13 protein-coding genes are annotated in these 13,942 nt (G+C 38.5%); 2 read left to right on the top strand and 11 right to left on the bottom strand.

Going from position 1 to position 13,942, the window contains the following annotated elements:
- Positions 1-4: 4 nt before the first annotated feature.
- The 3 genes from ACWHAR_RS10290 to ACWHAR_RS10280 form a co-directional block, all read right to left on the bottom strand.
- Positions 5-625, bottom strand: a complete 621-nt coding sequence (locus tag ACWHAR_RS10290) for an NTP transferase domain-containing protein (RefSeq protein WP_032875470.1) — start codon at positions 623-625, stop codon at positions 5-7.
- Positions 622-1,638, bottom strand: a complete 1,017-nt coding sequence (locus ACWHAR_RS10285) for an XdhC family protein (RefSeq protein ID WP_032875467.1) — start codon at positions 1,636-1,638, stop codon at positions 622-624. Before ACWHAR_RS10285 ends, ACWHAR_RS10290 begins: the two co-directional genes overlap by 4 nt.
- A 69-nt stretch (positions 1,639-1,707) precedes the next feature.
- The gene (locus ACWHAR_RS10280) at positions 1,708-2,715 is read right to left on the bottom strand and encodes an FUSC family protein (protein WP_032875464.1); all 1,008 of its coding nucleotides are present in this window, start codon (positions 2,713-2,715) and stop codon (positions 1,708-1,710) included.
- A gap of 311 nt (positions 2,716-3,026) precedes the next feature.
- On the opposite strand from ACWHAR_RS10280, the gene ACWHAR_RS10275 reads away from it, so the two are divergent.
- Positions 3,027-3,581, top strand: a complete 555-nt coding sequence (locus ACWHAR_RS10275; RefSeq protein WP_032875461.1) for a hypothetical protein — start codon at positions 3,027-3,029, stop codon at positions 3,579-3,581.
- A gap of 58 nt (positions 3,582-3,639) precedes the next feature.
- Positions 3,640-3,801 (top strand): hypothetical protein, encoded by a 162-nt coding sequence (locus ACWHAR_RS10270; RefSeq protein ID WP_017418518.1) that lies wholly within the window; start codon positions 3,640-3,642, stop codon positions 3,799-3,801.
- Between the two features lie 419 nt (positions 3,802-4,220).
- On the opposite strand, the gene ACWHAR_RS10265 is transcribed toward ACWHAR_RS10270, so the two are convergent.
- The 8 genes from ACWHAR_RS10265 to ACWHAR_RS10230 form a co-directional block, all read right to left on the bottom strand.
- On the bottom strand, positions 4,221-7,313 hold the full coding sequence (locus ACWHAR_RS10265; RefSeq protein WP_032876905.1) for a DEAD/DEAH box helicase: 3,093 nt from the start codon (positions 7,311-7,313) through the stop codon (positions 4,221-4,223).
- 345 nt (positions 7,314-7,658) lie between these two features.
- Entirely contained in the window at positions 7,659-9,035 is a 1,377-nt protein-coding gene (locus tag ACWHAR_RS10260) for an SIR2 family NAD-dependent protein deacylase (RefSeq protein ID WP_045555133.1), read from the bottom strand.
- Between the two features lie 27 nt (positions 9,036-9,062).
- Complete coding sequence (locus ACWHAR_RS10255) at positions 9,063-10,412, bottom strand: SIR2 family protein (protein WP_032875458.1); 1,350 nt, start codon at positions 10,410-10,412, stop codon at positions 9,063-9,065.
- A gap of 119 nt (positions 10,413-10,531) precedes the next feature.
- Positions 10,532-11,011: a 23S rRNA (pseudouridine(1915)-N(3))-methyltransferase RlmH gene (rlmH, locus tag ACWHAR_RS10250; RefSeq protein WP_025650077.1), complete on the bottom strand. Its 480-nt coding sequence runs from the start codon at positions 11,009-11,011 to the stop codon at positions 10,532-10,534.
- Positions 11,012-11,091: 80 nt separating this feature from the next.
- Positions 11,092-11,262, bottom strand: a complete 171-nt coding sequence (locus ACWHAR_RS10245) for a CxxH/CxxC protein (RefSeq protein WP_004393147.1) — start codon at positions 11,260-11,262, stop codon at positions 11,092-11,094.
- A 94-nt stretch (positions 11,263-11,356) separates the two neighbouring features.
- A complete protein-coding gene (locus tag ACWHAR_RS10240; protein WP_032875455.1) occupies positions 11,357-11,572 on the bottom strand; it encodes a hypothetical protein in 216 nt (71 codons plus the stop codon).
- A 289-nt stretch (positions 11,573-11,861) separates the two neighbouring features.
- Positions 11,862-13,025, bottom strand: a complete 1,164-nt coding sequence (locus ACWHAR_RS10235) for a hypothetical protein (protein ID WP_032875452.1) — start codon at positions 13,023-13,025, stop codon at positions 11,862-11,864.
- 10 nt (positions 13,026-13,035) lie between these two features.
- Positions 13,036-13,785 (bottom strand): YiiX/YebB-like N1pC/P60 family cysteine hydrolase, encoded by a 750-nt coding sequence (locus ACWHAR_RS10230; protein ID WP_032876896.1) that lies wholly within the window; start codon positions 13,783-13,785, stop codon positions 13,036-13,038.
- Positions 13,786-13,942: the final 157 nt, after the last annotated feature.

The following is a 13,942-nucleotide window of genomic DNA, read 5'->3' as shown; positions in this document are numbered from 1 at the left end:
TCATTCACTCCCCGAATTTATTCAGCAGCAGCGTATAATCTTCAGCTGTATCGACGTCATAAAAAAGCAAAGGGTCTTGAAAGCTGATCATTTTTCCCGTATTGATCATACTTTCACGGATGACATGCCGGGCGCCCTGGTCTCCCTTTAACTGATGCAATACCGGAAAACATTGATTGGAGAATAAAATGGGGGGCATAGGAAGATGATGATTTTCAGCGGCGATAAATGAATAACGGCGCTCCTTTTGATAGGAATCAATTAACGTATTGATGATATCTGCGGTGACAAACGGCTGATCTGCAAGGAGAATGATAACGGCGTCAGCCTCGTACTCTGCCGCTTTTTTCACACCGCATTGTATAGAATGGCCTTGGCCTTTACCCGCTTGCTCACATTCTGCCTGACTCCACTTATTTGATATGGGATCTAAAAAGAAAACATCCGAAAGCCAATGCAGTGAATCTCCCTTTCTCGTAATAACGAAAATATGATCTAATTCAGATAACAAGGCATTTTTAAGTGCCATACTTCCCAGAGAGACGCCATTGAGAACTAAACTGCGCTTATCCGTCCCCATGCGTCTGCTTGTACCGGCTGCCAGGTAAATGGCTGCTGTTTTCATAAGCGAGACCTTTGTTTTCGCATTTTTTGAATCATCTCGCCGACAATACTTACAGCAATCTCCTCAGGGCCTTGTGCCCCGATGGGAAGTCCGATAGGGGAATGTATATCTTCCGGAATCTCAGCCCCGCCTAAAAGCCGCTCCGTACGCCTTCTGGGGCCTAATACGCCTTTATAAAATACATTCTTATTTTTAAATGTATGTAAAATGATCTGATCTTTTTGAAAGCTGTGCGTCATAATGACAACAAAATCCCTTTTTGTCATGCTCAGACCTTCCATGACTTCTTCCGGTGCTCCTGTAATCAAACGTCCGGCTTCAGGAAAATGGCCGTGATGACATAAAGCGGGGCGCCAGTCAATCACCGTCACATGAAAACCCGCACGAGCTGCCAACGAAACTAACGGCTTCGCATCTTCCCCTGCTCCGAAGACATATAAACAAGGTTTTGGCACCATCTGATGGATAAAAAATAAATCAGAGGTATGTTCATCCCTTTTGATTCCCTTTTCCGTCTGTCTCAGTTTTTGAATACGGCCTTGTTCCATAACATCCCCGGTTCCAAACACGCTGCCGTCTTCAGCTATATACAGATCTTCCTTCGGCTCTAACGTTTTAGTGAATCGTTTCATTCGGGTCACAGACTTTTTTTCATCTAAGCATGTCTTGACTGTTATCAGATTTCGTTCCAATTCCCCTTTTACAGGCTCAAGTAAAACCGTCAAAACACCATTACAGCCAACGCCCTGTCCCCAGGATAAATCGTCTTCCGAGCTCATATCAAAGCGGACAATCAACGGCTCTCCTGCAGTCCAGACCTGTTCCGACCGTTCAACGAGGTCTTCTTCCAGACAACCGGCGGATAACATTCCGACTCTTGTTTTATCCCCTAAAATCAGCATCGAAGCCCCTTCTTTCTTATAAGCGGACCCCTCTGTTTTAATGATGGTAGCCAGTACCTTAGCTTTTTTAGAATTGGCGATGACATCCAAAATCCGGTGTATATCATCCATTTCATGTCCCCCGCTTTTACCTGATCATATCTGCATCTGTATATCCGTATTCTTTTTTTCCGGAAAACATTACAAACGCTTCAGCAATTTCTTCGTTTCTAAAAAAAAAGAGTCTTTATAGACCTTATGACCGGGCGGCGGGTGCGACAGCATGTCGGAACGGAGAGATTCCAACAACACGCTCTGTTCCTTCTGTTTCCAGTTGCCTGTTTCACCCTGCTGTATTCCTTTAAAACCCGCAAAGTATTCACTTAACACTTGTAAATCATTCCCCAGCTCCCTTTTGTCACTGGCAGATAACTCCCCCTCTGTTTCCCATTCTTTTAACGTTTTCACTATATTTGATAGATACTCAAATCCGGCGTTCAACTTTTGCATCTCTATTTGATAGCTTGAAATGATGTGTTTTCTGACGGGGTTGAATTTTAAGCTGTCAGAGGCTGTTTGCAGCATCTCTTTTGCCGTATGCAGCTCCTGCAGAAGATTGTTCATTTTATATTCCATAAGGTTCCCTTTTCCTTGTCCCCACTCTGATTGAACCCATTTGGAAAGGTCTGAAAGTGTGCCGGAAAGCTGACGAGCCAATGTTTGAAAAGAGTCCGCTGCCTTTTTTGTGTAGTCCGGCGGAAAAAGGAACATGTGAACCAGAATGGCGATGATGACGCCGATCACCGTATCGATTATTCGGTCGAATGCATAATCTTTAGAGTTCCGTTCAAACGTAAAGACCAATAAAATGGTGAGCGCTACCTGATGCAGAACCGTTACATCTATTCGTAACCACTTTGCAATATAGGTCCCGCCTAACAGGAACAGCCCCAGCATCCAGCCATTCATTGGCAAGTGACTGACAAGATAGGACGTTAACATGATCCCAATCGCAGTTCCCGCAATACGATGAAAAGAAAAGCGAATCGACTGATCTATCGTTGGCTGCAAACATAAGATAACAGATAGCGGCGCTAAATACGGGTGATCAGAGCCCGCCAGTTTTGCCGCTTCCCAAGAAACCGCAGAGGCAATCGCCATCTTCCAAACCAAAGATGTTTTGTTTTGAATTTTTTCACCTTTCATCATACGCCCCCTCCTTTCAGAAACCTTTTCCACTAGGTTTCCGTGACGGAAAGGGATTTATACTGTTGTATGGAAAAAGCGAAAGAAGCTGTTGTCGCAATAAAGGTGCTTCTCTGGGCTCTTCTGGTTTCTTCCCTCCTTGATAACTTCGCATCAGATATGAACCCTGCTCTCCTATGACTTTCGAAGGGAAACATACAAACCTTGTTGGTTAATGTGATGAAATTGGGTGAATTTTTTATCATTTTATATGGTAAGGGTTTAAGAAGCAGAATGCCTTTGTTAGTATGGCAACCAAAGGAGGAGGATCAATTATGCAAAGCAAAATGAAGCTAACCGCAGTGAAACTGGCAGCCTTGGTATTCCTAGCAGGTGCCTTTGCCCTCCCGGTTTTACCCCATTCTGCGGCTGCCGCAGAATCCCAAGCTACATACAAAGTTGAAAACCTCAACGACAGTGAGCTGAAGATGACGTTCAATCATGCAGATGTTCATATTGACGCTAAAGGCAATGCAACCCTAAAAGACAACATAACGGGCGAGGAGCAGGCTCTTCCGAAAAGCTCTACTGACAAAAATGGTGAACCCGTTACACTGAAATATGAAAAAATTAAAAATGGCGTTTTAGTCAAAGTCATGAACAAAGACGCTGGAAAAACGAGCGGTTCAATCAGCACCCAATCAGTCGGGAAATGTATTTTAGGTACTGGCGGCGGTGCGGTAACTGGAGGCGGCACACTGGGTCTCGCAGGAGCTGCTGTAGGAACAGTCACAATACCCGGCATCGGAACAGTAGGAGCGGGTGCCGTTGGAGCAATTACCGGCGCTGTTGGCGGTGCAATGACAGGAGCTGCCGCATCTTGCTTTTAACCATGAAGAAAAAGGGGCCCGCGCCCCTTTCTCTTACTAACTATGGAAGGTGGTCGACATGTACAAAATCATCATTCCTTCAATACTAGCCATCTTCATTCTCTGGATACTCTTACAGATTTCCCTGGAGATAAACATCGTTAAGAATCCATTGAATTATTTTATTGTATTCATTGTCTTCTTTCTCTTTATAAAGATGGTGAAAGAGAAGCAACAGTAGGTTGCTTCTTTTACCATGTGTAGGAAATAAAAATGAATTCTATAAGCAGAAACCAGGCTATTATTCTCTATTGTACCTTGAGAGCAGGTAAAGGAAGCTTAGGTTTTGAACACTATGTTTGAGCGGAAGTTTAGTTTCAGCGAGAAAATAATCCTATTTAATCTTAAAATGAAGCTTAAACAGTAATACAGTAATGATCGGATTCAAGATTATTAAAAATGTATGTTTACCTTTATGATTTAAAGCGGTTCAACAATAGAGTTTATTCTATTCTTGGTTAGTATTAAAAATGATATTTCCATTACATTTTAATTTGGCAGATGACTACAATACGTTTCTCTGAACTTTTCTACATCACAATAAAAAGGATATTTTAAGGACTTAAGGCCAGTTACATTTCACTAGAATACTACCGCTGATTACCTGTTATAGTCTTCAATAATCGAAATCGTTTTATTTGCCACTTCACTCCCAAGTGAGGCATACAATTTCTTATCGCCAATAACATAAAATTCTTCTTTAGCTCGTGTAGCTGCAACATTCATCATATTTGGATCAGAAACAGCCCATCTTGCTGCCCCACTGCTATTAGTGTCCGCTCCAAGAACAAAATAGACAATTTTTGCTTCTTTTCCTTGAAAAGTATGGACAGTTCCAATATTTGTTGTTTTCCCATTTTCGTGTTTCGTAAAGTTAATTTCATCTAAAACTTGTGCAAGTTTATAAGCCACATTTCTAAATGGAGATATAACATAGATTTCTTCAGCTAAGTCTGGATTTTCCTGCAAACGCTTATCAATCAGACTTTTCAGTAAGTCAGCTTGTTCTTTAACAAATTTGTCATTTGCTTTTCCGGTTGAATCATACCATTGTGATTTTCCTTGTGACTCATCTTCTGATTTACCTTGTACCATCAACCCATCATACGAGATTTCATTTGAAATCGTAAACATCGGATAATTTGAACGTCTGTGCACCCAAAGTGGTATGCCAATCCATTCATCCTCATTTTTTTGAAAACCATACTGACTTGCGGCATCCACAATCGTTTGAGTAGAAGCATCAGCAGAGACAAATTTTTCATCAACTTTATAATATCTTCCAATCAATGTCAGGACATTTGAATCTAACGTCAATACTGGTTTTATTTGTGATGGGTCCCCAACCACCATAACCTTTTTACTTCTAAAAATTGCGCCAACACTTGCCTGCGGTAGTGCTTGACCTGCCTCATCTATGAATAGGTTACCTATTGAGTTTTCATTAAGGTTTTTAAACATCCTGCCAAAGCTGGCAAAGGTAGTACTGACAACAGGGATAGCGAAATTCAACCATTGCCATGATTCTGAAATTAACTGATATCCATTCTCTTTTCCAATGTATTCGGACTGTTTATTCCAAATAATTCTTGCCGCTCTCAAATTCTTTCTGTTTACATACAGGAATTGCTTTCTAACCTTTAAGGCTGAAATAAATAATTCTGATTGTAAAATACGAAAGCGCTTGGTAAACCATGGATTAGACTTTTGAAGTTCATCATATGATAGTGAGAAATCTAGTTCTTCTATTCCACTTTGAAATTTGAGTTTTTCCAATAACGCAATTTCTTGTTCCAATTTCTTAAAATCATTTTGTTGAGTAGTCATCCATTGTTCGAAATCAGCTTTTATGTCCTGAATTTGTTGCCGAGTATATTCGATTTTAACAGCATTTACCTTTAGTGCATTTTCGAATTTCATGCGCTCATTTAACAATTTAGTCTTTTGTTGAGAAAGATGATTTAAATAGGCATTCGTATTATTGAGATTTTTGAAATACAGCTCAACTTTTGATTTATTAAATATTTTCTGGAACCATAAAAAACTTGGCTTTTGTGAAGTAACTACATCATAATTTCGTTCAGCTTGAGCTTGTAAATCATTCAAATTTTTGATTTCAATGGAACAATCCGATAACTTTTTTTGGAGATTTACGCTTTCTTGTCCCAGCCTTTCAAGTTCACGCTGTGCTTCTTCCTCCTGTGAAATCAAATTTGCTCGTTTCTCTGTTACTTCTTGTTCAAAAGCAATGGTTTGCTCCTTATGCTTGGTTTTAAATTTTTGAAGAGAATACATTTTCTCGCTATATTCTTGAATTTTTTCTCTTTCAGTTTTTAATTCATCATAGAGACGTGAGAATTCTTGATATACACTTACATCTGTATTCGCTTCATAATTTTCTCCTAAATCCTTTTCAATTACTTCGATAGTTAAAAGTAACTTGTTAATGTTTGATGATGCTCCGCCTTCCAACGAAAATGTACCCCAATTATCCTCATTTAAAAGCTCACTTTTTATCTTGCGATTTTTTCCGAAACCTTCACCGGTTAATTTAGAATTAGAAATATCTTTAAAATAATTCGCTTCCTCTAGTTGCTTTTGAAAATCATCAGCAATCTTCTCTTTCTTTGGTAGCTCCTTAACAATGTTTTGGACTGCCCCATTGTTTGAACTTGCTACAATAATATTCTTATCTGAAATGGAATGCGGTAAAACACCAAGTTTAGCACTCTGCCAATAAACTAGACTACCTTGAATATTTTTATCAGACAGCTGTGAGATTTCCGCTGCCTGTTGCACTACTAAATCAGCGAAAATATCTTTTAACAGTGTTGTTTTCCCTGTTCCTGGCGGTCCATTGACACTACGAATATCATTTTCATCATGTAAAGCAAGATTTACCGCAACCTGTTGCATGAATGAAAGCGCAAAATCAGGATTACTTGGGAAACGTCCCGACGGATAAAATTTAGGTTGCAAAATCATCTCGAAAATATGTGAATTAAAATGAGTTGATTCTTTTTTACCATCTAAATTTTTTCTGTATCCAGAAAAGCCATTAAAATATCTATCCAAATTTTTATTAGTGATTGTCTTTGCTTTGTTCAGATCTCCAACAAAGAACGAATGTAGATTCACATCTCCATTATCCAAGTTTTTCACAAATGCATAGCGGAAATTTTCTGTATTAACATTATAATTTTGTAAGAGTTCAGAAATTGCGGTATTAAAATCCTCATCAAATTTCCTGTTCAAGTCTTCTCTAAATGAGTTTTCAACTTTTAAAATATCTTTCGGTAAATCGCCATGTCGGCGGATATAACCGCTCATCGTATAGAACAATTTTTCTGCTATAAAATTTAACTGGTTATCAAAATATACAGAGAAGGTGAATTTGTCAGAGTTACTAACTTCTTCGTAGTTCTTAGCGATCTTATATTTCTCCCTCAATATGTCAACAATCTCTTGAAAATTGAATATATCAAAATATAATACTAATCCCGACTTCTTAAAGATCTTATCTGATACCTTTTGCTGTTCTTTTTGTTTACTTAAAAAGTCTAAAAAAAACTTATTCCAGTCCTTCTCCACCGTATGTAAAGGCTTTAGCGCTTTATCTTTTTTATTAATAGAACCTTCTGATAGTTGCTCTATCGTAATCCAAGCACTTAATATGTCTTTCCTTCCGTTCATACTATCCCCCATCATCATCCATATATAGAAAACTTGAATTATAAGTTGCATTTGTGTATTTCATTTTAAAAATGCAGAGTTTTTCATGGACAAAATTAGATTTCAACTAGAAGTCTTTCGAACAAGTGGTACTGTTTGGATTTAATGAGGCTGATCCATTTCATCAACTTTATATCATTAATTTTACATTTTTCGAGAATTTTCATCACTTTCTTTAACATAGTAGACATTATAATTTCTACCTAAACAAATATCCTTTTAGATTAGTTTGTAATCAAAAGGATATTTGTCTTATAAAACTTCGCTCACTTCTGTTAAAGTTTTCCGTGATGTATCTAAATGAGGTTATCTATCATCTTCTGCAACAAGTTCCTTTAATTGTCGATTTAGGTTAGTAAGAATATGTTGCTTAGAATAATGATACAATTGATGTATCATTTCTTGAGGAACATCTTTCTTTCTGATGTGCCATGATTCTGTGGCCGACCAACTATGTCCGTATAACATCCTAGATATACTTGAACTTACATAGTTTAGAACCCTATCTAACGATTGTGCAGTTAGCTGAAATAGCCTTGGTGACATTTTTCTGTAATCATAATTAACTACAATGTCTAAAATTATAGTTAAATATTTATCATACATTTTAAATGCTCCATTTTCAGAAGTTTTTTCCCAAACCTTACTTATACAAACTGTGAGGAACTGTATATATGGAGAAATCATATGGTGTTCAAATCTTGATAAAACATCAATTAATTTTAATCTGACCTCCCTATTGTCTATAAAGGATTGTACGAACTCTTCATTCCCTCCTTTTAACTTACCTATCAGCTTATTTAATTGAGCTAATTTATTATCATAATCTTCTTGTTTTGCAACAATAAAGACAATCAACTCATTTAAAAACTTTTCTAAGTCACTTATTTCAATGATTACATTTCCATTTTCATCTCTGTAGGCTTCCTCTTTTGGTGAGGATGTCCAAAGAGCTTGTATGATTTCATAAGGGTATTCGTTTTCTTCTGTGTAAATATTTTTAGACCAATCAACTGCTGACAAAACATTTACATCCCCTAACCCATAACCCAGAATTAAGGTAGTAGATTCTCTTATCGTCATTGCTAATTTAGCCTGCCTATATTCATTGGGTCTAAAAAGCGGTATATAATCTTCCTGAGTAATAATAATTGATTCAGAATCTAATCTAGTTCCATGTAGATGATAAATGGGAACAATACTTTTAGGAGCAGATAAATAATTCATCGGACTAAGACTCTTACTCTTCCCCGTAAGAATAGTTTCAAGAACTAAATCGTAGTTTGTGGTAACTATCCATGAAGGGCTTAAGATATCAAAGATTTCTCTAAACTCTAAGGTCCTTTCTTCACTCGGAAGCCAGTTAGATAAATTACAAATTTCTTTTTTAAATATACGTTTAGCTTCAACATAATCGATACTTCGCTTAATCGCTAACCTTTTACAAATCAAAGTTGCTAACTCAGGTAATGAAACACCAATTAATTCTTCATCGTTCGGGAATTCTATCTCAAATTCTCCACTTGCTTCTTTAATTAATTCAAACCAACCTAAAGCTGGTGGAAAATCATCACCAATAGCAGCCTTAGAAAACCCCGCTCCAATGAACATCCCTAAATTTCCATAGTTAAATGCATTAAATAGTTTCTCAAAAACTATCTCTCTTGGTATAACTTCACTCACTTTAAAAAGCCTCCATATAAAAATTTTTTATAAAAAGGGTGTGTGATGAAATACAGTATCTCCGTTTTTATTATCAATTTTATTGGCAATATTCAAAGCATATTTATAAGATTCAGGATGTATAATTTCTGAATTTACTATAATTTCTAGAAACTCTTCAAAATCAAAAATATCCTCCTCATGACCAAACACATAATAACAAGGTAGGCAATCCAATTCTTCGTTATACAAGAAGTATATTAATCCAGTGATATAACCATCAATATAAGCCACATCATGATAAACACCTTTATTATATTTTTGTTGTTTTATATTTTCATAGTTATTTATTATTATCCTTACTTGTTGAGGGTTTGAATAATCACCTGTCTTCCTCATTGCTAAAATTCTTTCAAACGAGTGAATAAGACCATCTTGATAACATAAGGTTAAAATTACTTGAGGATTTTCTTTTATGTTAAATGAAGATGAAATTCTAGTATGTTCCTCTTGGACCAACTCTAAAACATCATATATATCTTCAAAGTTTTCATCAGGTACTATTAAATTCAAATGTATTAAATGTTCTTTTAATACCTTTATGAAAAATGTTGCATCTGTTATAACAGGTGTAATATTTATATTGCTAAATTTTTCTTCAGCTTTTTTATCTAAGGTAACTATATATGCATGTGGAAGAAAATCCTTCATTTCTTCTATTAAAGAGTAATGAATCTTATTAAAATCCTCGTCTCCAAATGAATAACCTATAAAGACAACACATTTTGTAGCAAGCATAGTCTTTAACGAGCTTCCAATAATTCCACTATTTAAAGATTGATAGCATTTATCATAATCTTCCTTAGTCGCTATAACTGTCCCATAGTTATTTATTGAACCATGGATTTTCAAAACCTTTCTTCCTGGATTATTCCAAAATGCAAAATCTTGAACTGTAACAATAGGTACAGCTCCACATTTTCTTTCAAACAAGTCGTCCCAATTCGTAGTAATTATTTCTGTAATTTGATGTATTGTTGAAAGCTCATTATGGAATTTCGAAGCTCTTCTTTCTAGTTCTGGGAAAGAACCTACATAATCAAGTCTATCTTTAATTTTTCTTAGGAGCTTTGCACGTCCATTTGGTTGCTTACAAAATTGACTCATTAATTCAGAAAATGACAAATTTGCACCTTTGTCTAAATTTAATAAATCTTTTATTTCCTCATATAGTGTATAGTTATACACACTTCTGGATTCAGTACTTACTCCTGCTCCTGCAAAAATTACTAGATTTCGATTTTGAACTGCTTCAATAATATCTCTGGGAAGAATAAATTCATGATTATTTTTACAAACTTCACACTCACAGTTTTTACTTTCTAAAGATTGTGCCATTGATATACTTCAACTCCCCTCATATTATTTCATTACATTTATGGGTATGTATGTTTTTTATCATAACTCCACTTTCCATTAATACCTATAATAAAAAAGGAATCTTTTAAAAACCCCACTCACTTATGATAAGGCTCCCCACGATTAATCCGAAAAGCCCGATAAACCTGCTCCACTAAAATCAGACGCATGAGCTGATGAGGAAACGTCATTTTTGAGAATGACAGTTTGTCGTCTGCGCGCTTCATGACGGCGTCGCTTAGGCCGAGTGAGCCGCCGATGACGAAGGTGATTTTGCTTTTTCCATATGTCGCCAGCTTATCTATTGTATCGGCCAGTTCTTCGGATGTTTTCATTTTTCCTTCGATGGCGAGGGCGATGACGTGGGTGTCCGGGCTGATTTTGGCCAGGATGCGTTCGCCTTCTTTGTCTTTGACGATTTTCATGTCTTGGTCGCTCAGGTTTTCCGGAGCTTTTTCGTCCGGGAGTTCGATGATGTCGATTTTTGCGTAGGCTGAGAGTCGTTTTTTGTATTCTTCAATGCCTTGCTTGAGGTATTTTTCTTTTAGTTTTCCGATGGTCACAATATTGATATTCACAGGTCATCCCCACTTTAGAAACAAGTTATTCATATATATTGTCCACAATTGTGGATATCTTTTCTGTATTTTGTGTAGGATCATTCGTTCCCTACTAGATATGTTGCAGTGTCCCCACATAATTCACAGGCTGTGGATAAACTGTTAGTATGTTCGATTTTTCTGATTTCGGGCGGAAGCTCATGATCATCTATGTACATGTCCAGCACGGTTTCGATATGTTCTTCACAAGAATAATAAGCGGTTTTCATAGTTACGTCCTCCGGTTTTCTTTTGCGCGCGGCAATTGTTCTCTTTTCAATATAACCTATTTATACACATGTTAGTAGTGCTTCGGGCTGAGTTTTATCCACAATTCGGCAAATCACGCGCAAAAAGAGCCGGTGTTTTCAGCATCCGGCTCTTTACGTGTTTTCTCTTTTTTCTAAGCGAAGGACGAACAGAATTCCTAATAGATACGCCAGCAGTGTAGAGCATACATCTATCCAGTCCAGCCTTCCGCCGTTTAAAAAAGAGTTGGTTATTACGGGTGACGGTCACCGCGGCAAGCTTTTTCTTCATCGGCTCCCTCCTAAATTCCTCTATCTCTATGTTCGGTCGGCTTTTCTCTTGTTATATTGCCTTATCATGAGGGTCACAACGATATATACAATCATAATCAATGCCCCGTTACTCACCTCAGGGTATCCAATCAACATATTCATTATGACAAAAACAATGGTTATACAAATGACGGACAACAATAAGAAGATACTGAATGATTTCAAATGAACCCCTTCTTTCTTGCAGTAACGTTTCATTATAAAAAGCTTACCAAAAGCGGCAAGCTCTTCCGAAATGTTTATACTCTTCAAAACCCACCCATCACCTGCACATCGTACAGCTTAAGATGGCTTTTCGGCGTGACGATGTCTTGCAGGTTTGGAATGGCCAGATCGTTCAGCTTTTTGCCCGTTTTCAGGTCGAAGGATTCGATTTTGGCGGGCTTTTTGTAGCTGTATGTGAACAGATACAGCTTTCCGTTTTGATGGGTCAGCTCCTTGAAGTCGGCTTTCATTCGTGATGCGGGGAGGATGAAGGCCTTTTTGCTTTTTCCGGTCTCAGGGTTGATGCGGTAGACGGTTCCGAAGCCGTCAACGAAATAGAAGCTGCGCTGCTCCATGAAAAAGCTTTTTTTGAAGCTGAACGGCATGGAGTCATAGATCGTCTGTTCGTCATTTTTATAAGTGGCGATGTCATATGTTTTGATAGCGCCGCTGTGTTTCATGACTTTCACCATTTGATAGATGTGATCGGCTTTTTCCCCTCTGGTGACAAAGCAGATGGCGCTGTCGTCCGCGGCGAGCTGGGATTCGACAGACGTGCCTTCTTTATACGTCCATGTCGCGATTGATGTTGTATGGAGCTTCTCTTTATCGGCCTGAATGTCTTGGATGTGATAGCCTTTTTCGTCATCTGTCGGCGTGAGCGCGAAAAGATGATCTTTAAAAAAGCCTGAAGCGCGGATGTAGTGCGGAATGACGTCTTGCTTCCACCTGCCGTCAATCTGGCGGTACAGCTCTGAGCGATAGCTGCCGCCGCTCTTGTCGTAGCCCGAATTATACAGCGTGTAAAAGCCTTTCGCCCGCTCGATATATCCCGCGCTGTCTCCCGTATGCTGGTACGCTCTTTTATACGTGTGAAGGCCGCCCTGAACGGTGTAGATTCCTTTTTTGTCCTCCAGCAGCACGCTTTCGTCATGCACTTTGGCCGATCCGAGCTCAAGCCCCTTCATTTGATAAGAAGAGAGCCGCCCTTTTTCATCGGCGAAGAGGGCGTAGCTTTTTCCGCCGCCGAACGTGTCTTGGTCAGCGGCAGTGGAGAAATACAGCAGCGCCTCTTTATCTTTCAGAAAATCAGGGTCATTTAATGTGTTTCTCGCGACCTCCGCAGGATCTTCCGTGCGAAAATAGAAGAAGCATAAGACCGCTGCGGCGGCGATGATCACTAAGGGTATCCAGATGATTTTTTTCACGTTATTCTCCTTAGTGAATGGTCAGAATCGTGGTTGTGTAGGACGAGCTTGTGATGTCGCGCGGATATACGCCTAAGCCGCCGTTAGAGTCGATATCAATCCCGGCTTTTAAAAGGAATGCCGACCACAGCAGTTTTGAGCAGTTTTTGGCGCCTTCATGGCCCGTATTTCTGTTATTGACGAAGTTGAAGGAGTACTCATCACCCACTCTTGATACGGCCCAGTCAGCGGCGGCTTGTTTTTGGGCATCAGTGACTTTCACGGTCTGAACGATTGAATTGTCTTCGACTTCTCTGCCGTTATAAGCAATCTGGCGGACGCCGTCTCCCGGCACGGATTCAACAATTTTATCAGCGGATGAATACATGCCGACATGCCCGTGGTTGTAATAAGCCGTGTATGAGTTCGTGTAATAAATATTGCCTTTTGTGCTTTTCGGAAGTTTTTTTGTGCCTGATGATCCGCCCATTGTAGAGAGCCCTTCTTTGGAAGCGATTACATTTCCTTGCACCTTGTCTGCCGTGATTTCTTGATGAAACTGCTTGAGAATTGCTTCTGTTGAAACGTGCTTCTGTTTGGCAAGCTCTTTGGCGGATTGGAGAACGTCTTGAGGAGTCGTGCCCTGCTGAAGGTCTGCGATTTCTTTTGCGTAGCGGGCTGCTTCTGTTTCTTTCGCTTTTACATTCATACCGGAGAACGACAGAACCATGGTGAATGACAGGGCAAACGGGAGAACGGCTTTGAACAGCTTTTTACACATTGACTTCGCCTCTTTTCTTTGAGTATAATTTTTCCACATTTTCATTATATGACGAAATTGTGATGAAAAAATATATAATTTACAGATTTTTAAAAATTTTATAACAATATGTAAATCATATGCATAAATCATTTTCAAATATCAGGAAATCCGGTTA

The organism is Bacillus sp. LR--39 (assembly GCF_053613335.1).
The sequence above is the reverse complement of the archived record's forward strand: the minus strand, read 5'-3'. Positions and strand labels throughout refer to the sequence as shown.